This window comes from Priestia sp. D3YE.R1 (genome assembly GCF_049199565.1).
Lineage (GTDB): Bacteria > Bacillota > Bacilli > Bacillales > Bacillaceae_H > Priestia > Priestia aryabhattai.
This window is the reverse complement of record NZ_JBLTHW010000001.1, coordinates 100,592-126,220: the sequence shown is the minus strand read 5'-3', so window position 1 is coordinate 126,220 and position 25,629 is coordinate 100,592. Positions and strand designations below refer to the sequence as shown.

At 38.7% G+C, this 25,629-nt stretch carries 26 protein-coding genes; 5 read left to right on the top strand and 21 right to left on the bottom strand.

The window, feature by feature from the left end:
- Positions 1-87: 87 nt before the first annotated feature.
- The 3 genes from ACOZIR_RS00660 to dnaE form a co-directional block, all read right to left on the bottom strand.
- A complete protein-coding gene (locus tag ACOZIR_RS00660) occupies positions 88-690 on the bottom strand; it encodes a FadR/GntR family transcriptional regulator (protein WP_045291188.1) in 603 nt (200 codons plus the stop codon).
- Between the two features lie 79 nt (positions 691-769).
- Positions 770-1,999 (bottom strand): NAD(P)-dependent malic enzyme, encoded by a 1,230-nt coding sequence (locus ACOZIR_RS00655; RefSeq protein ID WP_013059453.1) that lies wholly within the window; start codon positions 1,997-1,999, stop codon positions 770-772.
- Positions 2,000-2,200: 201 nt separating this feature from the next.
- Positions 2,201-5,551 carry a DNA polymerase III subunit alpha gene (gene dnaE, locus ACOZIR_RS00650; RefSeq protein WP_045291190.1) on the bottom strand — a complete coding sequence of 1,117 codons (3,351 nt, stop codon included), beginning with the start codon at positions 5,549-5,551 and terminating at the stop codon, positions 2,201-2,203.
- Positions 5,552-5,692: 141 nt separating this feature from the next.
- On the opposite strand from dnaE, the gene ACOZIR_RS00645 reads away from it, so the two are divergent.
- Together ACOZIR_RS00645 and ytrI are read left to right on the top strand one after the other, a co-directional pair.
- Positions 5,693-6,028: a YtrH family sporulation protein gene (locus tag ACOZIR_RS00645; protein ID WP_045291192.1), complete on the top strand. Its 336-nt coding sequence runs from the start codon at positions 5,693-5,695 to the stop codon at positions 6,026-6,028.
- Positions 6,025-6,543, top strand: coding sequence for a sporulation membrane protein YtrI (gene ytrI / locus ACOZIR_RS00640; RefSeq protein ID WP_045291194.1), 519 nt, complete (start codon positions 6,025-6,027; stop codon positions 6,541-6,543). The genes ACOZIR_RS00645 and ytrI overlap by 4 nt, the downstream gene beginning before the upstream one ends.
- 38 nt (positions 6,544-6,581) lie before the next feature.
- Here the strand turns inward: ytrI and ACOZIR_RS00635 are convergent, their stop codons facing one another.
- The gene (locus ACOZIR_RS00635; protein WP_045291196.1) at positions 6,582-7,520 is read right to left on the bottom strand and encodes a DHH family phosphoesterase; all 939 of its coding nucleotides are present in this window, start codon (positions 7,518-7,520) and stop codon (positions 6,582-6,584) included.
- Between the two features lie 251 nt (positions 7,521-7,771).
- Here ACOZIR_RS00635 and ACOZIR_RS00630 point away from each other — a divergent pair, with 251 nt between their 5' ends.
- On the top strand, positions 7,772-8,068 hold the full coding sequence (locus ACOZIR_RS00630) for a YtpI family protein (RefSeq protein WP_045291198.1): 297 nt from the start codon (positions 7,772-7,774) through the stop codon (positions 8,066-8,068).
- A gap of 25 nt (positions 8,069-8,093) precedes the next feature.
- Here ACOZIR_RS00630 and ACOZIR_RS00625 read toward each other — a convergent pair whose 3' ends face one another.
- The 8 genes from ACOZIR_RS00625 to ACOZIR_RS00590 all read right to left on the bottom strand — a co-directional run bounded on the left by ACOZIR_RS00625 (position 8,094) and on the right by ACOZIR_RS00590 (position 15,126).
- Entirely contained in the window at positions 8,094-9,410 is a 1,317-nt protein-coding gene (locus ACOZIR_RS00625) for a CBS domain-containing protein (RefSeq protein WP_045291199.1), read from the bottom strand.
- A gap of 81 nt (positions 9,411-9,491) precedes the next feature.
- Complete coding sequence (locus ACOZIR_RS00620) at positions 9,492-9,728, bottom strand: hypothetical protein (protein WP_074677783.1); 237 nt, start codon at positions 9,726-9,728, stop codon at positions 9,492-9,494.
- Positions 9,729-9,826: 98 nt separating this feature from the next.
- Positions 9,827-10,006: a hypothetical protein gene (locus ACOZIR_RS00615; protein WP_080890147.1), complete on the bottom strand. Its 180-nt coding sequence runs from the start codon at positions 10,004-10,006 to the stop codon at positions 9,827-9,829.
- Positions 10,007-10,138: 132 nt separating this feature from the next.
- Positions 10,139-10,816, bottom strand: a complete 678-nt coding sequence (locus tag ACOZIR_RS00610) for a metal-dependent hydrolase (protein ID WP_045291287.1) — start codon at positions 10,814-10,816, stop codon at positions 10,139-10,141.
- Between the two features lie 113 nt (positions 10,817-10,929).
- Entirely contained in the window at positions 10,930-12,051 is a 1,122-nt protein-coding gene (gene ald, locus ACOZIR_RS00605) for an alanine dehydrogenase (RefSeq protein ID WP_013059462.1), read from the bottom strand.
- Positions 12,052-12,201: 150 nt separating this feature from the next.
- Positions 12,202-12,369: a hypothetical protein gene (locus tag ACOZIR_RS00600; protein ID WP_310878330.1), complete on the bottom strand. Its 168-nt coding sequence runs from the start codon at positions 12,367-12,369 to the stop codon at positions 12,202-12,204.
- Positions 12,370-12,532: 163 nt separating this feature from the next.
- The gene (gene argH, locus ACOZIR_RS00595; RefSeq protein ID WP_045291201.1) at positions 12,533-13,921 is read right to left on the bottom strand and encodes an argininosuccinate lyase; all 1,389 of its coding nucleotides are present in this window, start codon (positions 13,919-13,921) and stop codon (positions 12,533-12,535) included.
- Complete coding sequence (locus tag ACOZIR_RS00590; RefSeq protein WP_033579611.1) at positions 13,918-15,126, bottom strand: argininosuccinate synthase; 1,209 nt, start codon at positions 15,124-15,126, stop codon at positions 13,918-13,920. The genes argH and ACOZIR_RS00590 overlap by 4 nt, the downstream gene beginning before the upstream one ends.
- A 314-nt stretch (positions 15,127-15,440) precedes the next feature.
- Here ACOZIR_RS00590 and ACOZIR_RS00585 point away from each other — a divergent pair, with 314 nt between their 5' ends.
- On the top strand, positions 15,441-15,755 hold the full coding sequence (locus tag ACOZIR_RS00585) for a hypothetical protein (RefSeq protein WP_028411794.1): 315 nt from the start codon (positions 15,441-15,443) through the stop codon (positions 15,753-15,755).
- Positions 15,756-15,780: 25 nt separating this feature from the next.
- Here the strand turns inward: ACOZIR_RS00585 and ACOZIR_RS00580 are convergent, their stop codons facing one another.
- The 8 genes from ACOZIR_RS00580 to sppA all read right to left on the bottom strand — a co-directional run bounded on the left by ACOZIR_RS00580 (position 15,781) and on the right by sppA (position 22,979).
- On the bottom strand, positions 15,781-16,626 hold the full coding sequence (locus ACOZIR_RS00580; RefSeq protein WP_237758411.1) for an EcsC family protein: 846 nt from the start codon (positions 16,624-16,626) through the stop codon (positions 15,781-15,783).
- Between the two features lie 228 nt (positions 16,627-16,854).
- Positions 16,855-18,045 carry an acetate kinase gene (locus ACOZIR_RS00575; protein WP_013059468.1) on the bottom strand — a complete coding sequence of 397 codons (1,191 nt, stop codon included), beginning with the start codon at positions 18,043-18,045 and terminating at the stop codon, positions 16,855-16,857.
- A gap of 196 nt (positions 18,046-18,241) precedes the next feature.
- Positions 18,242-19,234, bottom strand: coding sequence for a class I SAM-dependent methyltransferase (locus ACOZIR_RS00570; RefSeq protein WP_421535489.1), 993 nt, complete (start codon positions 19,232-19,234; stop codon positions 18,242-18,244).
- Positions 19,235-19,381: 147 nt separating this feature from the next.
- On the bottom strand, positions 19,382-19,915 hold the full coding sequence (gene tpx / locus ACOZIR_RS00565) for a thiol peroxidase (protein ID WP_045291207.1): 534 nt from the start codon (positions 19,913-19,915) through the stop codon (positions 19,382-19,384).
- 138 nt (positions 19,916-20,053) lie between these two features.
- The gene (gene ytfJ, locus ACOZIR_RS00560) at positions 20,054-20,518 is read right to left on the bottom strand and encodes a GerW family sporulation protein (RefSeq protein WP_013085211.1); all 465 of its coding nucleotides are present in this window, start codon (positions 20,516-20,518) and stop codon (positions 20,054-20,056) included.
- Between the two features lie 13 nt (positions 20,519-20,531).
- Positions 20,532-21,230 (bottom strand): DUF2953 domain-containing protein, encoded by a 699-nt coding sequence (locus ACOZIR_RS00555; protein ID WP_071270317.1) that lies wholly within the window; start codon positions 21,228-21,230, stop codon positions 20,532-20,534.
- Positions 21,231-21,454: 224 nt separating this feature from the next.
- Complete coding sequence (locus ACOZIR_RS00550) at positions 21,455-21,958, bottom strand: RDD family protein (RefSeq protein ID WP_071270314.1); 504 nt, start codon at positions 21,956-21,958, stop codon at positions 21,455-21,457.
- Positions 21,959-21,968: 10 nt separating this feature from the next.
- Positions 21,969-22,979 carry a signal peptide peptidase SppA gene (sppA, locus tag ACOZIR_RS00545; protein ID WP_310878331.1) on the bottom strand — a complete coding sequence of 337 codons (1,011 nt, stop codon included), beginning with the start codon at positions 22,977-22,979 and terminating at the stop codon, positions 21,969-21,971.
- A 149-nt stretch (positions 22,980-23,128) separates the two neighbouring features.
- On the opposite strand from sppA, the gene ACOZIR_RS00540 reads away from it, so the two are divergent.
- A complete protein-coding gene (locus tag ACOZIR_RS00540) occupies positions 23,129-23,929 on the top strand; it encodes an NAD kinase (RefSeq protein ID WP_045291213.1) in 801 nt (266 codons plus the stop codon).
- A gap of 23 nt (positions 23,930-23,952) precedes the next feature.
- On the opposite strand, the gene ACOZIR_RS00535 is transcribed toward ACOZIR_RS00540, so the two are convergent.
- Complete coding sequence (locus ACOZIR_RS00535) at positions 23,953-25,545, bottom strand: amidohydrolase (protein ID WP_421535488.1); 1,593 nt, start codon at positions 25,543-25,545, stop codon at positions 23,953-23,955.
- Positions 25,546-25,629: the final 84 nt, after the last annotated feature.

Here is a 25,629-nt window from a genome sequence, read left to right as displayed (position 1 = left end):
CACTTTATTAGTTGCTATTTACTTTACTAGATGACGGTTTGATTTTGTGTAGAAAGATGGCATGTCTCTTTCGACAAATTCCTTCTTTCACACTTGTTTGTAGCACTGATGGTGAAGATTTAATACAGCTGCTTCATCTTTTTTAACTAGCGCCTCTACTAATTCATTTATAAGAGTGTCGCTTGGCGCTGAGTTTTGTTGAAAGGTTTGAGAAAAACGGCAAATAATCAGCCAAATTCGGTGCAATAGCCGATTAGGCTGCAAAGAAAACAAATAGTCAAACAAGTTCTTTAAACACTCGTCATTCTGCTTTTGAATTGCTTTCGAAACATTGATTTCGTTCTGTTCTGCTAAAACAGAAAACAAACAGCTTTTTTCAAGAATATATCTCGTCTGAATTAAGTCTGATTTTGTTTTACCGTCTTGTATTAAAAAAGTAGCTAATAAATCAATAAATTGATGATCTCCCACTTCTTTAATAAACGTACCTTCACCTCTTCTGGTTTCAATCAACCCAATTAGCTCTAACGCTCTGAGCGCTTCTCGAACGGAAGAACGTCCTGCGCCTAACCGTTCAGAAAGTTCTCGTTCTGACGGGATTTTATCACCCGTAGTTAAACGATCATCTTCCATTAGCTGGCGAATTTGTTTTAGAATTTCTACATATACTTTTGAACGTTCATTCTTCAAGTTTATTACCACTCACTTTACATTACTTTAACAGGCATGCTTGAAGCATCATGCCTGTCAAAGAACAGTTGATGTAACCTTATTCAATAATCGCTAAACGACGTGTATTTTCAGCTACGGCTTCTGGCTTTACTTTTATTCGGGCAACGCCTGTTTCCATAGCTGCTTTTGCAACAGCGGCAGCTACTGCCGGAGCCACTCGGGCATCAAATGGCCCTGGAATCACATAGTCTGTATTCAAGTCCTCTTCCGTAATTAAATTAGCAATGGCCTCAACTGCAGCCATTTTCATTTTTTCATTAATATGAGTAGCACGCACATCTAGTGCACCTCGAAATATCCCCGGAAACGCTAAGACGTTGTTCACTTGATTAGGAAAATCTGAACGTCCGGTGCCGATTACTTTCGCGCCAGCTTTCTTAGCTTCTTCTGGCATAATTTCAGGCACTGGATTTGCCATTGCAAAAATGATTGGGTCTGGATTCATCTTTCCAATCATTTCCGGTGTGAGTGCTCCTTCAACCGAAACTCCAATAAATACGTCAGCTTCTTCTAACGCATCGGCTAACGTACCTTCTACTTTGCTTCGATTTGTATAGGCTGCAACTTCATCTTTTATACGGTTCATGCCGTGAGGACGCTTGTCATAAATCGTTCCTTTGGAATCACACATAATAATATCGCGCACTCCATAGCTGTATAATAATTTAATAATAGCAATGCCAGCAGCTCCTGCTCCATTCGCTACCACTTTGATTTGTGACATTTTTCTTCCTGTCAGCTTCAGGGCATTAAGAAGACCCGCTACCGTAACAATAGCCGTCCCATGCTGATCATCATGAAAAACCGGGATATTTGTTTCCTTTTTCAACCGCTCTTCAATTTCAAAACAGTTAGGAGCCGCAATATCTTCTAAATTAACGCCTCCAAAAGTAGGTTCTAGCAATTTAACAGTTTCTATAATTTTGTCCACATCTGTCGTGTTTAAACAAATTGGGAATGCATCTACGCCGGCAAAACTTTTAAAAAGGACAGCTTTCCCTTCCATTACTGGCAGAGCAGCTTCAGGGCCTATATTGCCCAAGCCCAATACGGCAGTGCCATCAGATACAACAGCTACCATATTTCCTTTCATCGTATATTCATATACATTGTTTACATCATCATATATTTCTTTGCAAGGTTCTGCTACACCAGGGGAATAAGCAAGGCTTAAATCCTCTGCGTTTCGAACAGGAATTTTGGACTTTGATTCTAGTTTACCTTTGTTAATGCGGTGCATATGCAATGCTTCTTCACGTAAAGACAATGAATTTCACTCCCAATAAACAAAATGATAACAAATACTGCGCCTGAACCATGTTCTTTCCCACACTCATATGATGTTATAAATCCAATTGCATTTCATTTCAAGAAAAACGCATCTAATTCGTATATTTTATAAAAAAACGGTGGTCAGACCACTTTTTTAACTATTTTACCATATAACATCACATGAAATCTGTAAAGACTATATCTTCTTGAACACAACGTGCTTCTCTCCAAGCATTGCTTTTAAAGTTTTTATCAACTCATCGCTTCGTTCAACAGAATAGTGAACAGGAAGCTTGACCAATTGACGTTCTGCCTCATAATAAATTTTCACGGGAATTTCTCCTCTATGAGACTGAAAATGCTGATAAATAGTATGAAGCAGCTTTTCCGTACCTTGCTTTGTTTCTATACGTAAGTACAATTCTTCTGACGGTAATTTTCGGACCGCTTCGCTAGCAGCTTCAGCACGTTGACAAACAATTTGCTGCTGTCCATTTCTTTCATCTATCTTTCCTTGTATCAGTAAAACCTTCCCTTGTTCAAACAAAAGACGATTTTGCTCAAATACGCGGGGAAACGCAACAACTTCTCCTTCTCCACTTTCATCCGTAATGCGCAAAAAGGCCATTTGCTCTCCTTTTTTCGTGCGAATGACGCGAATATCCAACACAAATACTAAAAGAGAGACCGCTTTTCCTGAAGCGTATTCTTTCATATCGTGAAGAGAAACAACAGAATAAAATGAATTTAGTGCTTCATACTGAGAAGCAGGGTGGCTTGATAAATAAAAACCTAGCATATCTTTTTCATACTGAAGCCGATCTTCTATTTTCAGTTCCTCTTTTTCCATATATTTAGGCTTTAACGAAAATTCAGCTCCAAATCCAAAGTCGTCATCAGGGAGCACCAAGCTTGCGTGTTCAAATGCTACATCAATCGTTGCTAATAAAGTTGCTCGATTTTCTCCAAATTCATCAAAGCCTCCAGACAAAATCATAGCTTCAAGCGCTTTTTTATTCACGACTTTTGGTGAAACACGTGCACAAAAATCAAATAAGTCTTCAAATCTTTTTTTCTTTCTCTCTTCTGTTATTTCCTGCATAGCTGCCGCACCAATATGTTTAATCGCTGCAAGGCTATATCTTATTCTTTCACCTTCTACATTAAACGAATACATACTCTTGTTAATAGAAGGTGGGAGAACTTGTATTTTTTTTCTTTTGAGTTCATTAATATATTGAGCAATTTTCCCTTCGTTTCCAATAACGCTCGTTAACAACGCTGAAAAGAACTGTAGAGGATAATGCGCTTTTAAATAAGCTAACTGATAAGCCACCATACTGTAAGCAACGGCATGGCTCCGGTTGAAGCCATAATCAGCAAAGCGCACAATAAGGTCATAGACCCGATTAGCAACGGATAGGTCATATCCTTTCTTCTCGCTTCCTTGAACAAAATGTGCTCGTTCACGATCAAGCACGGCTCGTTCTTTTTTACTAACTGCTCTTCTCAATAAATCTGCTTCTCCAAGGGAAAAACCAGCCATCTTTGAAGCAATCTGCATAATTTGCTCCTGATACACGATAACGCCATGCGTGGATTGTAAAATGTCTTGAAGCGTAGGATGGTCATATATGACGCTCTCCACTCCGTGCTTGCGCTTAATATAGGTTGGAATATTTTCCATCGGACCGGGTCTATACAGCGCGTTAACTGCTACAATATCTTCTAGCTCTGTAGGTTTTAATTGCTGAAGAACTCTTCTCATTCCATCTGACTCCAGCTGAAAAATCCCTGTCGTATCTCCTTTGCTCAGCAGTTCAAAAGTTTTCTCATCGTTAAATGGAATGTGAGACAGTGACAGCTTTTGATTCATGTCCCGCTCAATTTTCTTTAAAATGTGATCTAAAATGGTTAAGTTGCGCAAACCTAAAAAGTCCATTTTCAAAAGCCCAACGTCTTGCAGAGCTTCCATTGGATATTGAGTCAGATATACATTATCATGTCCTTCTTGTACAGCTATAGATTGCGTCAGCGGCTTCTCACTGATCACAACGCCTGCTGCGTGTGTGGAAGTATGCCTTGGCAGTCCTTCTATCTTCATGGCAATGTTATACCATTGCTTTCGGGCTTCATTTTCAGATAAATAGTCTTGAAGAACTCTTGAATCACGAAGAGCACTTTTTAACGTTGTACCTGGTTTAGTTGGGATCGCTTTGGACATTTTGTTTAGCGCCTCTTGATCAAATCCCATCACTCTTCCTACATCGCGTACGGCTGCTTTAGCCGCTAATGTTCCAAATGTAATAATTTGAGCTACATGCAGCGCTCCATATTTTTGAGCCACATACTGAATGACTTGATCTCGTTTATTATCAGGAAAATCGATATCAATATCAGGCATCGAAATACGTTCAGGATTTAAAAAGCGCTCAAAGAGAAGCTGATGCTGAAGTGGATCAACATTTGTAATTCGTAAGGTGTATGAAACTAGTGAGCCCGCCGCTGAGCCACGGCCTGGACCTGTTAAAATACCATGTTCATGAGCATAATTCATAAAATCCCATACGATAAGGAAGTAATCGCTAAAGCGCATACTTTCAATAATGTTCAGCTCATAATCTAAGCGTTTCTGATATTGTTCCGTGATTACTTGAACTCTTTCTTGCAGTCCTTTTTCGCAAAGAGTGCGCAAGTAGGTTGATGATGTAACTGACGGAGGAACAGGGTATTTTGGAATGGACATTACGCCTAGAGAAATTTTAAGCTCGCATCGTCTTGCGATTTTTATACTTTCTTCTATTAAAAAATGCTGATCATGAAAGAGAACTTCCATTTCATGAGGTGATTTGAAATAGTACTCGCTGCTTTCTTCTTGCACCTGTTCACCGCTATGTAACTTCTCTCCGTCTCGAATAGCCGCTAAGCAATCATATGCGTCCCGATCTTCTTTTTTTAAATATTTCACTTGATTCGTTGCTACGAGCGGGACATTTTCTTCAGCAGCAAGCTCCGTTAACTGCTGATTTATCAAAGTTTCATCCTGTCCGTGGCGCTGTATCGATATATACAAAGACTGAGAATATACTTTTTTAAAGAATTGAAGCACTCGCTTTGCATCTTGAAGCTTGTTTTCTGCTAGCAGAGTTTCTACTTCTCCCCTTACGCCAGGTGTAATAGCAATCAGCCCGCTGCTATAATGCTGGAGCCATTTTTTCTTTACACCGTGTTTTTCCTTTGTTTGAACTAAACTGCTTAGTTTTAATAGATTTTCATAGCCCTTATCATTTTCTGCTAGCAAAACTAAAGGATACGCTTGCTCGCTTTCTTCATGTTCCAAAATTGATAGTGTGAGCCCAATAATCGGCTTAATCCCCGCTTTCACGCAGGCTTTATAAAAAGGAATGACTCCGTACATTACATTTTCATCGGTCAAAGCAATCGCTTCATAGTTCATTCTTTTAGCTGTTTCTACAAGTTCATGAATACGAACAGAACTGCTTAGTAAGCTATAAGAACTTTGAAGCTGTAAGTGAACAAAAGGCACAGGACTTCCCACCTTTCTTTAATTCTTTATTCTCATTATAAATTTTGTTGCGGACGTAGACAAATTACATAACTCTGAACGTTTGTCCATATATATGTAGGAAGCATGAGTTATCAATAAAATAGCAAAGGAGGACGCATCATGGCAAAAGAGCCTTTTATGTCTCTTTTTATTTGGAGCTACTTTACTTCATTAGGCATTATTTTAGGTGGTTCATTAATCGGAGCATTTGCGGGATTTTTAATTGGAAAATCTCCCCTGTACGTCATGCATACCCTCAGCAATAGTCTAAAAATCTGGGCCATTGTCGGAGCCATCGGAGGAACATTTGATACGTTTTACAGCTTTGAGCGAGGACTCTTTGAAGGAGCGACAAAAGATGTATTCAAACAAATTCTTTTAATTCTATCCGCTATGGGAGGAGCTCAGACCGGGGCTCTGATCATCAAGTGGTTAACGCAGGAGCACTTTGTATGAGGGTACCCAGTGAGCGAATGTTCAAGCGCTCCGACTGGCAGCGTTTTTTTGCCGGTATTGTCATTGGAGCAATTGTCAGCTGGGGAGTGTTTTTAACGATTTACGGCGTTTCAAGAGATAGAGAGCTAGAGGAGATTCGAATTGCTAATGATAAGCTAAAAAAAGCAAATTTGCAAATTAGCGCATGGCAAGAAGATGTAAAAGCATTAAACAAGGAAATGAAGCAGCATTTAATTATTCAAAATGTAAAAGTAAAATTAGTAAACGGTCATCGTTATAAAGTCAATTCTGTCGTTGAATACAATATTCAAAAAAGCGTTGATGAAGAAGCGCAGCACTTAATTGCCCAAGATATTGAAAGTGCGTATCGAAGCAGGGATATCTTAAAAAAAGCAATTGAAAATAAAAAGTACGAATTTGATAAAACGATTTATGAAGTTGAAGTTCATCAAATTTATTTTTATACAACGCTTTCAATTGAAATTCGAATTAAAAAGATGGAAAAGGTATTATAAAAAGCCGCTGATGTAAAATCAACGGCTTATTTTACAGATTACTCCTGACTGCAGAGCTCTTCTAAGTCACGCAGCAAAGGCTCTACTTCTTCCCATGAGTAAATGGAAGCGCCGGACGCAAGAGGATGGCCTCCTCCGTTGTATTTTCTGGCAATTGTATTAATCACAAGCTCTTTTGAACGCAGGCGGACACGAATCTGATTTTCTTCCTCCACAAAAAACACCCACGTTTTTACTCCATCAATTTGTCCTAACGAACCGACTAGCTGAGAGGCATCAGCAGGTGTCACATCATATTTTCGAAGAATTTCATTCGGAATTTTCATGTGGGCAACTCCCGCCTGAGACATCGTGAAGTTTTGCAGCACATATCCATGTAAATGAGCGACATTTTCTTTTGTTTTGTATAACTGATCATATACATCTTTAAAATTGAAACCATATTGAATCAATTCACTTGCATAGCAAAACGTTTTTGGCTTTGTATTTGGAAATAAAAATCGGCCTGTATCACCGACGATACCAGTGAAAATTAACTTTGCTCCTTCATCATTAAGAGCTAATCCCTTTTCTTTTCCTTCCAAGTAAAACTCATAAATCATTTCACTTGTTGAAGAAGCAGACGTCTCAACCCAAAGTAAATCCCCGTAAGGAGTTTGATTCGGATGGTGATCAATTTTAATGATCATTTTTCCATTTACGTAGCGCTGATCTGATACTCGCGCTTCATTAGCCGTATCACAAACGATAACAAGCGCATCTTCATAGGTGTCATTGGCGATATCATCCATACGGTATAAAAATTTTAACGACTCCGCTTCTTCTCCCGTTACGTATACCTTCTTCTCTGGAAAAGATGTTTTTAACAATTCTGCTAATCCGCACTGAGATCCGTATGCATCTGGATCTGGACGAATGTGCCGATGAATAATGATGGTGTCAAACTGCTTAATAGCTTCTAATATTTGTGCTTTCATTTTCTCTCTCCTGTCAATACTGTTCTTGTTTTATGTACGTACCACATGGACTTACATTTCCACAGCGCTGTATTCATATTATTTATTAAATCATATCTCTTCTCTTTTTTAAAAGAAGAATCAATCAATAGTAGAATTTTCTGTCATCGACCTGTAAAATAATAGATACTACTGTAAACACTTTCAACACTACGCATTACTAGCATCTAGAAACATTACGGATAGAAATACACCGGACTGGAGGGGCGTCTGTGCCATTTTTTATGATTTTAATCGTTGTGTCCTTTGTTTTCTACATGTATTTAAAGGTAAAATACGTACGTTCGAAACGCCCAATGGAACGAAAGTGGATTTCCGCTAAGTCGAGTATTTGTCTTGGCTCTTTTGTATTATTTTTTGGGATCAATCAATGGTTTATTTACGAAACAAACCTTTCGCTTATTATCGGCATATTATTTGTATTATTCGGTTCAGGCAGCATAATAGCAGGTGTCAAAGCTTATAAGCACTATCAGCCTTATGCAATAAAAGAAGCAGATCAAATGTAAAAGAAGCTGCAAAGCAGCTTCTTTTTTATACTCTGTCTAATAACTGAGCCATCATCATTGCTTTTCCTACTACAACTCCGGCGTTGTAGACTTCTACATCTAATTTAGCAAACTTCCGACCAAGTTCTAGCAGCTTAGGGCGAATTTCAATCACACTTTCAATTTGAACCGGTTTAATAAAATAAACGGTAATGTTTTCAATAACCAAATCACCTTTTTTATATAAGCGAAGAACACGATTGGCAGCTTCCGTCACAATAGTAGTAAAAACTCCGTATGAAATAGTTCCCATATAATTCGTCATTTGTGGCGTTACTTCACAGCGATAGACCGGTGCTTCTTTGGTCTCTTGTACGTCCATAAACTGATTCGTTACAATGTCATCAATGGTTTCTCCTACCTGTGGTTGGCGCTGAATCATTTGCAGCGCTTTTAAGACATCTTGACGGCTGATAATGCCTTCTAGTCGGTGGTAATCGTCCACTACAGGCAGCACTTCAATCCCTTCCCATACCATCATATGAGCAGAAGAAGCGACCGAAGTTTTCCCGTGAACGGTCATCGGATTTTTTGTCATAACTTTTTCAATCGCAGTGGAAAGATCATATCCAATAACATCTTTTGAGGTGACCATACCATGAACTTTCATATGCTGATCTACTACAGGAAAACGACTGTGGTGAGTTTGATCGTTGCATTCGTGCCATTTTTCAATTGTATCGGTTAACTGCAAGCTAACCGCTTCAGAGACGGGTGTTAAAATATCCTCGACAAGCACAATTTCTTTTTTTATCAGCTGATCATAAATAGCCCGATTAATCATCGTTGCAACTGTAAACGTATCATAGCTCGTTGAAATAATAGGAAGCTTAAGATCATCTGCAAGCTTCTTAACCCATTCTTCCGTATCAAAGCCGCCCGTAATTAACACGGCTGCTCCTGCTTCAAGAGCTAATTCATGAGCGTTTACTCGATTCCCTACGATAAGAAGGTTTCCAGCCTCCGTATATCTCATCATAGCATCAAGCTTCATCGCTCCAATAACAAACTTATTTAACGTTTTATGCAAGCCTTCACGTCCGCCCAGCACTTGTCCATCTACGATGTTTACTACTTCAGCAAACGTGAGCTTTTCAATGTTTTCTTTCTTCTTTCGTTCAATTCGAATAGTCCCTACTCGTTCAATCGTTGAAACATATCCTTTATTTTCCGCGTCTTTTATTGCTCGGTACGCCGTGCCTTCACTGACAGTCAGTTCTTTGGCAATTTGGCGCACTGAAATTTTTTCACCAATTGGAAGCGAATCGATATACTGTAAAATTTGCTCATGTTTTGTCGCCACGTGTACTTCACCCTTCTAAAACGTTTTTACGTTTCATATGTCTTTTCTTTTATTATACGGGGGAAGTGAAATGGATTCAATCTAACCTCTTTGACGCAAAGGCTTTCTCACACTATTTTTTTGAATACCTGCCTTTTTACGGCGCGGTGCATAAAGTAGTGACGACAAATTTCCTCCGGCTGCAAAAAGAGCAAAGGTAAGCCAGCTTATACTAAAAATCCCTTGCAAACTCGAAGTTGTTAACACTAAGTGCGGCATTGCATAGTAAAGCATCACTCCGCATAGTAAAAGCGATAAAATAACTCGATTTTTTTCCATAGCTCTCCCTCCTTATTATTACTATCGTATGCAGGGAAGTAAAAAAAGCAGAACGTTTCTTTGCAAATAAAAAGAGATTAAGACATAACTGCATCGTTTCAATCTAAAGACGAATAAATGTGAGATATGAACTGAACCGCTTGTGACGCCGCAGTTGATTTCCGTGCAAGACTTCGCTTTCCGCGGGCGGCCGGTGAGCCTCCTCGCCGCTTGCACTCCTGCGGGGTCTCACTTATTCCGCTTTTCCCGAAGGAGTCTTCGTCTTGCCCTCCAGTCAACAGCTAGAAGTCGCTACATATATGAAACCTGCGTTCACCATAACAAAAAAAAGAACGAGCGATCGATATTATCGATTACTCGTTCTTTTTTAACTTTAACTAAAATCGTTTTGTTCCAGCCTCTATTTATGATTAAAGATCCAATCCTTCTCCAGCTTTCAACACTTTTCCTTCAATACCGGATAAAGACTCAACAAATTGATGAGGATCTTGCTTAATGACAGGAAATGTATTGTAGTGAATTGGCACAACAAGCTTTGCCTGCACCCATTCCGCTGCGATGGCCGCATCTTCAGGTCCCATTGTAAAGTTATCTCCAATTGGTAGAAACGCTAAGTCGGGCTTATGACGACCAATTAATTTCAAATCAGAAAATAAAGCCGTATCTCCAGCATGATAAATCGTCTTTCCTTCAATTGTTAAAAGCAAACCAGCCGGCATTCCTGTATAAATAATTTTCTCATTATTTTCTGTATAACTTGAACCGTGGAAAGCTTGTGTTAATTTCACCGTGCCAAAATCAAATGTATAGGCTCCACCTATGCTCATTGGATGTACGTTTAAGCCTTGCCAGCTAAGATATGTAGCTAATTCTGCTACTGCCACAACAAGTGCACCGCTGCGCTTAGCAATTTCAACCGTGTCGCCTACATGATCATTATGGCCATGAGTCAGTAAAATCACATCTGCTTTTACCTCTTCAGCATTTAAATCTGTTAATTCATTTCCAGTGATAAACGGGTCAATTAAAATTGTTTTTCCTTTTGTTTCAATTTTAACAATAGAATGTCCATGATAAGAAACGTGCATCATTTATTCTCTCCTTTTACACTAACCTTTTCTATATTCTACCCGTCTGTTTTGGTTACAAAACAAGTGAATACGCGGCTATCATATCACAAACTGCGTAAAAACATGCCTTATTATGCTTGCTCTAATAAAGTTGTTGCATCAGCGTAAGTTAGACCGTGCGCATCTGCCACAGCTGCGTAAGTGACAAACCCGTTTAGGGTGTTGATTCCTTGAAGAAGGGAAGGGTTTTTTAAGCACGCTTTTTTATATCCTTGACTTGCTATTTGCAGAGCATAGGGCACCGTTACGTTGGTCAGTGCTAAAGTCGACGTGCGGGGAACAGCTCCTGGCATATTAGCAACGGCATAATGCAAGACCTCATGCTTCGAATAAGTCGGGTTATCGTGAGTGGTAATGCGATCAGTTGTTTCAAAAATCCCGCCTTGATCAATAGCAATATCAACCACAACTGACCCTTTTGACATCGTTTGAACCATTTCCTCGGTGACAAGCTTTGGCGCTTTAGCTCCGGGTATGAGAACCGCTCCTATCACTAAATCTGACTCTTTTACGGATTGTGCAATATTGTAGTGATTTGACATTAATGTCGTCACTTCTTTACCAAATAAATCATCAAGCTGGCGAAGGCGATCGGCGTTTAAATCAATTATTGTGACATCAGCCCCTAATCCGACCGCAATTTTAGCAGCGTTGGTCCCTGCTACTCCTCCTCCAATAATTGTTACTTTCCCCCTTTGCACGCCTGGAACTCCACTTAATAAAATCCCTTTGCCACCTTTTGTTTTCTCTAAAAATTGAGCTCCAATCTGAGAAGACATTCTTCCTGCAACTTCGCTCATCGGCGTTAACAGAGGTAAGCTTTTGTTTGGAAGCTGTACAGTTTCATAAGCGATGCCTACCACCTTTTTATCAATCAATGCTTTCGTTAATGCTTCTTCAGCGGCCAAATGTAAATACGTAAACAAAATAAGTCCTTCACGAAAATATCCGTATTCTTCTGAAATCGGTTCTTTTACTTTCATAACCATTTCAGCATCCCATGCTTCTTTTGCCGTATTTACAATAGAAGCTCCTGCATTTGTGTAATCTTCATCATGAAATCCAGAGCCTTCTCCTGCCTGTGTTTCAATGTATACATCATGCCCACCGTTAACTAAAGCTGTAACACCAGCTGGAGTAATAGCCACGCGATTTTCATTGTTTTTTACTTCTTTCGGCACTCCAATTTTCACCTTTATCCCTCTTTTCTTATATCAGTGATTCACTGAAAAAAGAACGCCACACCAAATCCTTTAGAAAATCGGATTTACTATGACGTTACCTTTCGATAGAGCTCAGCATAATCCTGCTTTTCTTAGTCTATATACAGTATATGCATGTAGTTATTCATATAGTTCGCTATCACTCTGTGCTTCTGGATTTTCGACTACAGAAGCCATAGCATCGCCAATGACGCCGCTTGAATAAGAATCCATTAGCTGTCTTGATGTCTCTTTTTCTCCTTCAAAATCATATTCATATACATGCTGCGGATGTTTTTTGTCTTTCATATGTCACTTCTCCTTTTTCACTCTATTTTCTTTACGAATGTGAACTTTACTTCATAATCCCTTACATGATCTTTTCTATTTTCTTCTTAAATGCTCTAGTTATACCATTTATCTCACATCAAAAAACGCCCGCAGATTTTTCTGCGGGCGTTTTGATAATTTTTTATATCGATGTTTTTTCATGCAATTCATCTTTAGCTAGCTGAATTGCTTTTTTTACTTGTTCAAACCCTGTTCCTCCCGCGCTATTGCGGCGATTAACAGCTGTTTTTGGACTCAATACATGGTAGATGTCTTCCTCGAATAAATCTGACGCTTCTTTATATTGCTCAAGCGGCAAATCCATTAGGTAGATATTTTTCTGAATACAAACGAGAACTAGTTTCCCAACCACTTCATGTGCTTCACGAAACGGCATACCTTTTGAAGCAAGATAGTCAGCTAACTCCGTTGCATTTGAAAAATCTTGTTTCGTAGCTTTTTCCATCACATTTGTTTTTACTGTCATTGTTTCGATCATGCCAGCAAAAATGGTCAAACATCCTTCAATCGTTGTAACCGTATCGAACATGCCTTCTTTATCTTCTTGCAGGTCTTTGTTGTATGTTAAAGGCGTGCCTTTTAATACAGTCAATAAGCTAAATAAATGACCATATACTCGTCCTGTTTTACCACGAATTAACTCCGCCATATCAGGATTTTTCTTTTGAGGCATAATACTGCTGCCTGTTGCGTACGTATCATCCATTTCAATAAATTGAAACTCTTGACTAGACCATAAAATTAACTCTTCACAAAAACGAGATAAATGCATCATTAAAATAGAACTGTTGCTTAAAAACTCTAAAATAAAGTCACGGTCGCTGACAGCATCCATACTGTTTTGATAAATCCCATTAAAACCTAGAAGCTCCGCGCTGTAATGACGATCAATTGGAAATGTCGTACCAGCTAAAGCTCCTGCCCCTAAAGGAGATAAATCAATACGCTTTAGTGATTCCGCATAACGCTCTGCATCACGCTTAAACATTGAAACATAAGCCATTAAATGATGAGCAAAAGAAACCGGCTGCGCGCGCTGTAAATGTGTGTAGCCTGGAAAAATAGTTTCGACATGCTGATCTGCTTTTGTAAGCAGCACATCTTCTAGATTTTCGATCAGTCCTACAATTTGCTGAACATGCTTTTTTAAATATAAGTGCATATCTGTAGCAACTTGATCATTACGGCTTCGACCCGTATGAAGCTTTCCTCCAACCGGACCAATTTCATCAATTAATAGCTTTTCTAAATTCAAATGAATATCTTCATATTGAGCAGAAAATGTTAATTCTTTCTTCTTAGCTTTTTCAAGCAGTGTTTGAAGGCCTTTTTTAATTTGTGACGCTTCATCTCCAGAAAGAATGTTGCATTTCTCAAGCATTGTTACATGTGCTAAACTGCCTTCAATATCTTCTTCTACAAGATGCTGATCAAATGAAATTGACGCACCGAACTCGTCAATCCATTGTTCAGGGCGTTTCGTAAAACGCCCTCCCCAAAGTTTGGTCATACCGTTGTCACCTTCTTTTGATTTACCATGCTGCTCACTTGTGTTGGAAGACCCCATAATGAGATAAAACCAACTGCTGCATTGTGATCAAATTCATCTTCTTTTGTATATGTTGCAAGTTTTTCATTGTATAAAGAATTAGGAGATTTACGTCCCTCTACGATAGCATGCCCTTTAAACAGTTTTACTCTCACTGTTCCGTTCACATATTGCTGCGTGTCTTTTAAGAATGCCAGCAGTGAATTTGTTAATGGAGAGAACCATAAACCTTCGTAGATAACTTCTGTTAATTTTTTCTCAATGACTGGTTTGAAGTGCGCTACTTCTTTCACTAATGTTAAATCTTCAAGCTCTTTGTGCGCTTTAATTAATGTCATAGCAGCTGGACACTCATATACTTCACGTGATTTGATTCCCACAAGACGATTTTCTACATGATCAATACGTCCCACTCCGTGCTTACCTGCAATTTCATTCAATTCTAGAATTAACTGAGCTAGCGTGTAAGATTGGCCATTTAATGCTACTGGAACACCTTCAACGAATTCAATTTCTACTACATCGGCTGTGTCCGGAGTGTTTTCAAGAGAAGCCGTTAGGTCATATGCTTCTTCAGGTGGGGCTGCCCAAGGATCTTCAAGCACGCCGCACTCGTTACTTCTTCCCCATAAGTTTTGGTCAATTGAAAATGGGCTGTCTAAGTTAATTGGAATTGGAATATTCTTTTCTTTTGCATACTCGATTTCTTCTTCACGAGACCATTTCCAGTCACGAACAGGAGCTAAAACCTCTAAGTGTGGATTTAATGCTTTAATTGATACTTCGAAACGCACTTGGTCATTTCCTTTTCCCGTACATCCATGTGCGACAGCTACTGCATTTTCTTGTTCTGCTACTTCTACAAGCTTTTTAGCGATTAGCGGTCTAGATAGTGCAGATACTAATGGATATTTCCCTTCATATAATGTGTGGGCTTGAAGTGCTGCTAATGCAAATGTATTAGCATATTCTTCTTTTGCATCAATCACATATGATGATACCGCTCCAACTGTTAATGCTTTTTCTTTAACGAATTTTAAATCTTTTCCTTCGCCTACGTCTAAACAGCACGCTACCACATCGTACCCTTTTTCCTGTAACCACTTAATTGCAACTGATGTATCTAAACCTCCGGAATATGCTAAAACAACTTTTGGATTACTCATCATCTATTCCTCCTACAAATTATATATATATTAATACAACCGTTTTAATTTTTATTCATTTAATCTACTATTACTTTAACAACTTTTTAATCTATTTTCAATAGTTATTCAAAAAAAAGTATATAAATTCACGTTTTTTTTAATTTAATAGGATAAAAGCTCTTAAAATACTTTAAAAATAGACGTGAATGAATATTCCTGTCTTAAACGCCGTGTATATTTATATGCATAAATCAAGTATAAATGATTTATTTTTCACTTACGGTAGATCTGGCTTTTGTCATTGTATAAAATGGAAGGAAAGAGGTGAAAAAATGGAGCGCTTTTTTACTTATGACAACAGACTCGGTATAAAAATTCCTGCTCTCGAAAGAGAATGGACATTCTATTCTGAAAAAGTTCAGCAGGATATCCTCCTAACATGGGAATCCATTCGGGGGCAGATTCCAGACAAAATTCAATCTGTAGAAAAGAGGATTAATCAAAAACAAGCGGCGTTAGAAGATGAGACTAATTTTATCCGCTCCTGTGAATTAAATAGCGAGATAGGAGAACTTGCTTCTATTATTAATGATTTGTGGATTTGGTATCGAACAAATGAGGAAATATCAAAAAAAGTTCACGGATAGACAAAAAAACGAGTCTCATGAAAAATTAATGAGACTCGTTTTTTTTATCCAGTAAATAGCGGTATTGGTAAAAGCGCTTCGCATAATCTGTCACTTGTTTGGCCATTCGATAATTCATCCCTCCGCCAACCATCATACTCACAATTGGCAAACGATTATAAACTTTTCGCTTCGCAGCAAATATAGCTAGCGTTTTTCCAATTTGCACAACGATTTTTTGCAGCCACGTCTTATCTACAATTTGATCAACACCTTCATAAAAATACGGGTCAAATTCTTGGCTTAGCTCACTCTTTAATTGATGCCACCCCTCAGCCTGAAGATGTCTAGGTAACGTTGCGGCATGAAAAACTTTTAGCGTTAGCATAAGCTCTGAAGGAGTCTGGATATGATAGCCGTAGCTCATTGCTGCCTGTTGCACTGCTTGAATATTCATGCATAAAACAGCGGGTATATCAATACCGACTAGCAGCGATTGGCCGGTTCCTGAAAGTGCTCCTTGACTCAGCGCATACAACCGAAGCTTGGCCATTTGCTGTTCGCATATATAAGAAAGCTGATCTACTTGAAGGGAATTCAATTCTGACAGATCTGTGATATCTTCTTTGAATACACGGGCCGTTTCAATAATTCGTTTTGTCGCTTGAGTTTGCATTTCCGTACCTTGAATTAATGCAGTTAACTGAAAGAGTCCCTCATCAATTTTATGTAAATAGGTCTCACGAACAGAAGCTGGAATTAAGTTAAGCCCTTTTTCTAACCACTCTTCGTACAATAACTCCATCTCAGTTGCTTCTACGCTCTGTAAGCTCTCTTCCCATTTATAGATTTCTTCTAAAAGCTGTTCTTCTCGATTCGTTAGTATCATCATGTCACCCTTTCAAGAAATAAGTAGTTTTATTTTTATTATAACAAATAATGCATCCGTTACATTTTGCTTCCTATATTATTTCTTTCTTCTATACGTTGTAAACCTTCTTTCAATCGTCAGCTACTTACGCTATATAAAAAAGCTGATTTCCTAACAAGGAAATCAGCTTTTCGTTAGTTTGCCTGACAATTTATGAGAATTCATGCATTGAAGAGGCACTTTATGAACTTAAATATTCGCTAAACGAGTAACGTCACGTGCAATCATAACTTCTTCGTCTGTCGGAATAACCATAACTTTAACTGGAGAATGAGGGTAGCTAATAAATGCTTCTTCTCCTTGTACACTATTTAAAGCTGGATCCCAATAAACGCCCATGAACTCTAAACCGCGAAGAACGCGAGCACGTACAACATCACTGTTTTCTCCAATACCTGCTGTGAAGATGATTGCATCTACACCAGACATACGAGCAGCATAAGAACCGATATATTTATGAATACGGCTAGCAAATACTTCAAGTGCTGTTTCAGCGCGTTCATTGCCTTCAGCGCTTGCTTTGATTAGATCGCGTAGGTCACTAGAAATACCAGATACACCTAAAAGACCACTTTCTTTATTTAATACATTTAATACTTCGTCAGCAGTTTTTCCTGTTTTCTCCATAATAAATGGAATTAATGCAGGATCAATGTTACCTGAACGAGTTCCCATTGCTACACCAGCTAATGGTGTGAAGCCCATTGATGTATCAATTGACTTTCCGCCTTCAATTGCAGCGATACTTGCACCGTTACCTAAGTGACAAGAAATTAAGCGTAATTGTTCAATTGGGCGTCCAAGAAGCTCAGCTGCACGCTCAGAAACATATTTATGAGATGTGCCGTGGAAACCGTATTTACGAACGCCATACTTTTCATAGTACTCGTACGGTAAGCTGTACAAGAATGATTTTTCTGGCATTGTTTGATGGAATGCTGTATCGAAGACTGCTACAGCTGGAACATTTGGCAGAATATCTTGGAACGCTTTAATTCCCACAATGTTTGCTGGGTTGTGAAGCGGTGCTAAATCAGATAAAGCTTCAATTTCCGCTAGTGTTTCATCTGTGATTAAAACAGAGTCAGCAAATTTCTCTCCGCCGTGTACTACACGGTGACCTACACCAGTGATTTCATCGTATGATTGAATGATGTTTTGAGAAAGTAACTTTTCAACTAAAATTTTAACTGCAACAGCATGGTCAGGGATTTCTGTAATATCCGTTTGTTTTTCACCATTTACCGAGATCGTGAAAACAGCGTTATCTAAACCAATTCGTTCTACTAAACCTTTTGTTAATACCGTCTCACTTGGCATTTCAAATAATTGAAACTTAAGTGAAGAACTGCCGGCGTTGATTGCCATGATTTTTGACATAAAAAAACAGCTCCTTCTTTATTATACGTGCATCATAAACATAACGAACAGAACATAAAAGTGTAATCTCTACAATATTCTATGCATTTCGACACGATTTCTATCCTTATTCATTTAATCATTCACGACAATAGATTTCAAGAGCTATACACCATGAAAACGCTACCGAAAAATATTCATTATTTTCGAAAAAGACTTACTTTTTATTAACGCGGAACCATTGGTCCATTTGAGCCATAATATCACTCATTGCTTCTCGATTACTGAACTTCGGCAAATTCACAAATAGCGCTTGATCAGGCACTATTACCCCTTCTCCCTGCTTTTGAAGAATGATAATACTCTTAGCAGCCTGCTCTTGTTTGAACATTGAAAGCGGCAGCTGAACGATTCCTTGAACGATTGCCTCCTCTTTTAGCAGCGGCTGTAATAAATGCGACTGTTCAGATTCGAACAAGTTATTTGGAATAAGAGCAATTACGTATCCTCCGTCTTTTACATGGCGCAAGCTTTGTTCAATGAATAAGTGATGAGCATAGGTATGACCTTCTTCAGCTCTTACTTTATACTCTTTTGCCCCTTCATCGTTTGGATAATAACCAACCGGCAGGTCACAGACAACTAAATCAACAGGATCAATAAAAAGCGGCTGTAAGCTGTCTTGATTAAATAATTGAACGCCGTGCTTCTGTAAGTTTGCATTTACATATGTCAATTGAAGTAATAAATCATCCACATCTACACCGTATACATGTTCAATTGACGCAGCGTGTGTATTTAAAATTGTTGTTAATAAGTTTCCAGCTCCTACTGCTGGATCTAAAAGCGTATATTTATCTTTTCCTGCCATGAATTTTCCAACTAAATAGCTGACAAATAGTCCTACAGCATCAGGCGTCATTTGGTGGTTAGGCTGAACTGCTTCTTTCATCCCTTTTAAGATAGCTAGCTGATATGCTTTTCGAATCGTTTCTTTCTCAAAATGATCAAGTGTGATTGAATCGTATTCTTTTTTTAAACGTTTTTTGGTTACCTCATCTAGCTCTTCTTGCAAAATAGTTCCTTGAAACAAGTTTTCTCCCGTTTCAGCTACTGCTTCTAAATATACGCAGTTTAGTTCTTTTCTTAAAATAATAGCTGTTTGATCAATTACACCAAATAGCTTTTCCATACTAGCTAATTGACTCATATTCTGCCTCCTGTGTGATGAAATAATATCTATATAAATGAGTAAACGTCCTATTTGGAACATCATATTTTATCATAAAAGCTTCTTAAAACACAAAGAAGGCGAAAAACATTGTTTTCCGCCTTCTGCCGAACCTCATGGACAATCTTACTTAGCTGCTTTAGCTGCTTCGATTGCTGCTTCGTAGTTCGGATGCTCAGTTACTTCTGGTAAGTACTCAACATACGTTACGTTGTCATTTGAGTCTACTACAAAGATTGAACGAGCCAATAAGCGTAATTCTTGGATAGCTACACCATATGCTTCGCCGAAAGATAAGTCGCGGTGGTCAGATAGCGTTTGAACATTATCAATGCCATTAGCACCACACCAGCGCTTTTGAGCAAACGGTAAATCTACGCTCACTGTTAATACTTTTACGTTATCTAATTTAGCTGCTTCTTCGTTGAAGCGGCGAGTTTGCGCATCACAAACTCCAGTATCAATAGAAGGAACTACACTAATTAGGCGAACAGAACCCTTTGTGCTGTCAAGCGTTACTTCTGATAAATCATTTGCTAAAACGGTAAAGTTTGGCGCCTTGTCTCCAACCTTTACTTGATTTCCTAATAATGTTACATCGTTACCTTTAAATTTAGTCACGAATAATTCCTCCTTTAAATAAGTATGTACACTGTTCATATTAGCTTGTCTGTCTCTATATTGCAATTAAATGACATACATAATATAGCGCTGTATGCTAGAAAACATGCCCAATAAAAAAAAGCTTTGCTTGTTTCTTTTATCGTTCAAAGAAGCAAGCAAAGCTTTAGTTTATCTTTACAAATTAAAATCATTTGCACCGTCATGATGCTGATTTTGTTGATTATGATCCTGCTGATGGTTATTTCGCTTGAACATTTGCTGCACGCGTTCAATGGCTTGAGGTGCTGTATCTAAAATCTTTTCATATAAATGTGTACTTTCATTAAGGTGAAGCATTTTAATTCCGCTTCCACTTACAATTAAAAAGGCAATTGGCGTAATTGATACACCGCCACCGCTACCTCCGCCAAATGGATGACCTGATTCTTGCTGATGCTGCCCCGGAGAAGATGGTGCATGCCCTTCTACTCCAAACTCGCTTCCGCCCGCTGCAAAACCAAAACCTACTTTTGAGACAGTTAAAATAACGCTGCCATCAGGTGTTTCTACAGGATCACCAATGATTGTATTAACATCAATCATTTCCTTTAAATTCTCCATAGCTGTCGACATCAAACTTTTAATTGGATGTTCTGCCATTAAGATAACCTCCTTATGTTTTTACAGAGTGTGTCTTGTTCTTATTTGACGACTTCCATCTTTTGCGACGCTTTTTGGACGTATGCCGCCAGTATCTCAAGGTCCGTAAACCTACTAGCATAGCTTGACCAACTCGAAAAGAAATTATGCACTCAAATACCGTTTCTGACCAAAGATGTTGAAATACAGGAGTAACGCTCATTACAGGCATATCTTTTAGTTTCATATAACGGCTGATTATACCAACTATGCCCCCCTTTGCAGACCATACAGCCCCGGTAAGTACGCCTGTTAACGCAGCATCACCTAAGCCGAAACGGCTGTGCCATCTAATATCACTTACCGTCACTTTCTGTAAGAAACGACGAAAAATTTTATGAAAACCGACTACCTGTTCAAGGAATTGCTTCGCATTTTCTAACATGCTTAACCCGTCTTCTACAGAATAATCACTCCATGAATTCTCGTCTTCTTTTCCTTGATCACCCATTCCTTTCTTCTTTTCAACAAGCAAACGAGGAGAATCTTTTTTTACTTTCACTACCGGAATTTCATATGTATAGCGAATAAGACCAAACCAAGCCCTGAGTCTCACTCTGTAATAATCGTTATCTCGGACATGGTGAAGATCTACAAATAGCGTGATTTTTGTCCATACAATAAGTACAATAACAATTAAAAGTGCTAGCAATATCCATAAAAGCCATAGCACATCCTTCACTCCTTCTTAGCTTCACATTATCTCCAAAACGCAGAATATTAAACCTTATGGAAACAATAAAAAGAGGTTGAGACATAACCAAATGAATCCAACCTCAAGACGAACAAATGAAACCTGCATTTACCATAACAAAAAAACGCACCACTAATCAAAAATCTTGATCAGTGGTGCGTTTTTCACTTCGTCTAAAACCCTTTTGTCCCAGCTTCTTTTTATTATCTGCTTATTGTACCTTCATGTATGACGGTTGTATCTGCGTAGTAATCATGCGCTCCTTGCTTTTTAGGTAAAAAAGCAACTAATAAATAGCCAAGTAAAAAAACTGTTTTAGAAATATAACGTCCAACTCCTTCACGAAACAGCACAACAGGCCAAGTTAAAGTGGAGTCTTTCAGCGATACTACTTTAAGCCCAAACACCATCTTTCCAAGCGTTTGTCCAAAATACTTGGTCATTAATACAAAATAACCATAAAAGATAATCACCGTTACAATCGTATAGGGAGAAAAAAATCCATCTCCTTGAGGAATACCTGCTAAATGGAAAATGGGCTTGATCAGAAGGGAGTTCAAGCTAGCTACCACAGCTAGATCCAAAAGATATGCCCAAAAGCGCATCCAAAAGCCTGCATAATGAAATTCACTACCTATTGGAGCACTTACCGCTGGCTCATGTTTTATATTATCGTTTGATTCGGTTGAATGAGACTGATTTTCCATGTTCCCACCTCTATTCTGCATATAAATACATCAAGCGCGGAGAGCTTGGCTGCGCAAATGTTTTTAACATTGCGGTGACTTGTTCATCTCCACCAATCACTTTTTGCATGCTCATCGAAAGCCAAGAAGGCAGTCCGAATCCTTGATTGTATTGAATTACTTGTGCACCTTTTAACTTGTAATCTTTCTCCATTCCTTTTACCGCATCTTCAAAATAGCCTAGTTGATCGATCAGCTTCAGCTCTTTAGCCTGACGTCCATCGTACACTCGGCCATCCGCAATAGAACGCACTTTTTCTTTAGACAGGTGACGTCCTTCAGAGATAACATTAACGAAACCATCGTACGAGTTGTCTACAAGGGTTTGCATAATTTCTTTTTCTTCTCCAGTCATTTCTCTTGTTGGAGACATAATATCTTTATGAGCCCCGCTTTTAATAACAACAGATTCTACTCCCAGTTTATCAGCCAGCTTGCCGTAGTTAACGCTTTGCATAATTACACCTAATGAACCTGTTAAAGTGTCAGGGATTGCATAGATTTTAGTAGCAGCTGTTGAAATGTAATAGCCTCCTGAAGCAGCCATTGATCCCATTGAAATATACACTGGCTTTTTCGTGTCTTTCTTCAGCTCTTCAATTTTTTTATGTATTTCAGCACTTTCAACGACGCCGCCGCCCGGTGAATTCACCTTAATAATGACTCCTTTAACTGTCTTATCATTTTTTGCAGCTTCTAGCTGCTTCAAAAACGCTTGGTGGTTATAACCATTTTGGGACATAAGCGGAGAGGAACCGCTTCCTGTATCTTGAATCGTTCCATTGACCTCTAGCACTGCAATTTTCTTAGCTGCATCCCCTTTTTCGATAACTGTTTCTGATAGTTCACTGTCGTCTCCTCCAAATATGCCTGCCAGACCGTCATCTTTTTCTTCTTTGACTGAAAAACCAATATTAACAATCGCAGAAAAAATGAATAAGCAGGCCGCAATTAAAAGAGCAATCCACCTTTTTTTGTTCATGAAAATCCTCCTTTTTAGGTGTCAGAATTAAAAGATTATTCTTTTAATTCTTAAAGCAATAATGCTATAATTATTGTAACAAACTTTTTTTAAAAAGTTTACTTTATCGCTAATATTTTACATATCAGACAAACAAGGGGGAACTATCTATGCCAAATCGTCGCAACGTTTATTTCTTTCATCCAAAAAACAAGGAAACAAAAGCGCTCGTAAGTCCACTTATTGAACTTGCAAAACAATATGACTTCCATGTAGTAGACAATTTCGACAGCGCTAACATCATTGTAAGTATTGGCGGTGACGGAGCTTTCTTGCAGGCTGTCCGTCAATCTGGCTTTCGAGATGACTGCTTATATGCTGGCGTCACAACTTCAGACCAACTAAGCTTTTACTGCGATTTTCATATTGATGAAACGGATAAAATGATTGAAGCTATTACGACAGAAAATATAGAAGTACGTCGCTTTCCCGTTTTACAAACTCAAATTGATCAAGGAACTTCTTTTTATTGCTTAAATGAATGTTCCATTCGATCAGGTGTTATAAAAACATTCAGTCTAGACGTTTTTATTAACGAAAATCACTTTGAAACATTCCGTGGGGATGGGATGATTATTTCAACACCAACAGGCAGTACGGCTTATAACAAATCAGTAAGTGGAGCCGTAGTTGATCCATTAATCCCTTGCATGCAAGTCAGCGAATTGGCATCATTAAATAACAATAACTATCGTACGTTAGGGTCTTCATTCATCCTAAGCGCTGAGCATACGCTCACTTTAAAATTATCCAATGACAACAACCATAATCCAATTATTGGAATTGATAATGAAGCATTAAATGCACGTCAAGTTGATCAAATTCAAATTCGTTTAAGCGACCGTCAAATTAAAACGGTTAAGCTGAAAGATAACTCTTTCTGGCAACGAGTTAAGCGTACATTTCTATAATAAAAAGCGCCCAAGGGCGCTTTTTATTTTTGATATACAATTTCTCCATTAATAGCAGTCATCTGCACCTGTACCCCTGGAATATCATCTGCAGGTATCTCAAACAGATCTCTTTCTAATACGGTAAAATCAGCTACATAGCCCTTTTGAACATATCCTTTTTTATGCTCTTGATGAATGGCCTGCGCGCTTCCTAACGTAAACAGCTGAACAGCTTCAAATACAGTCAGTCGCTCAGACGGTATGTAAACGACCGAGCTGTTCGGAGAAGTTTTCCTGGAAACCGCTGCATGAATCGTTAACATTGGATTGATAGGTTCAATAGGCGCATCTGATCCTCCTGCACACATAACGCCCTCGTCCAATAACGTTTTCCACGCATAGCAATAGTCCAAATGCTCTTCTCCAATTTTTTCAATGACCCATGGAAAATCACTGGCTAAAAACCGAGGCTGAATATCCAGCACAACAGGGAGCTTTTTTACACGATCAACTAAATCTTTTCGTAGAATTTGCGCATGGATGATACGATCTCTTTGCCCTGTTTGAGGAGGATATTGTTCGATGCTTTCCACTACATATTGAAACGCTAAATCCCCAATCGCATGAATTGCAACGGTCATGCCCAATTCTCTCGCTTTCCTCACTAGCTGCTTTAATTCATCTAGTGATTGAATAGCTACACCTCTTGTAGAAGGGTCGCTTTTATAAGGAAAGCTTAAAAGCGCAGATTGACTGCCGAGCGAACCATCAGCAAAAATCTTCATTGGTCCTATTTCAATAAAATCGGATGTGTCTTTCTTTTCTTCACAGTATGTATACATATCATCTACAACTTCATGATGAACAAGTAAATGAGCACGAAACAGCTGCTTTTCTTTATGAATAACGTCTTGAAATGCTTGATATGTACGCAAAAAGCCTCCATAATAATTTAAATCTTCCGTATGTCCACCCGTTAATCCGTGCTGAACACAATCTTTAATCGCTACTGAGAGCGCTTGTCGAATGTAGGCTTCTGATACTTGAGGAATATGAGCCGTTACTAATTCTTGCGCTTGATCGGCCAAAAAACCGGTAGGATTTCCAGCTTCATCCCTCTGGATAATCCCTCCTTCCGGATCACGTGTTTCAGCTGTAATCCTCGCTATTTTAAGAGCAGTCCCGTTTACTACTAATCCGTGACGACAGACTCGCTTCAACATAATAGGATGTTCAGTTGAAAGCTGATCAAGATCTTGATACTGAATCAAAGAGGAATCTTCCCACTGATTTTCATCCCACCCTTCTCCAATTACCCATTGTCCTTTTGGTGTACTCTCTACTTTTTGCCGAACGCGCATCAGCACGTCTTCCTTGGAAGTAGCTTGAGACAAATCAAGCCTAAGGAGCTTTTCACCGTGACCAATTAAGTGAAGATGGCTATCTACAAAGCCCGGATACATTGGATATCCTTTGAGGGGTACTTCTTTGTCAATCACAGCATCCCATTTGATTCTTAAATCTTCTTCTGCACCTATATCTTCAATGAATCCTTTCTCAACATATACGCTTTCTACATACTCATCTTTTTTTAGCATCGTATATATTTTGCCGCCGTAAAATAAAGTCCCCATCGCCAACATCTCCTTTACTTTATAAAGCTTGATCTTGTCTCTATTATACGTGACAAAACAAACAAGACAAAAGAGTGGGGTTTC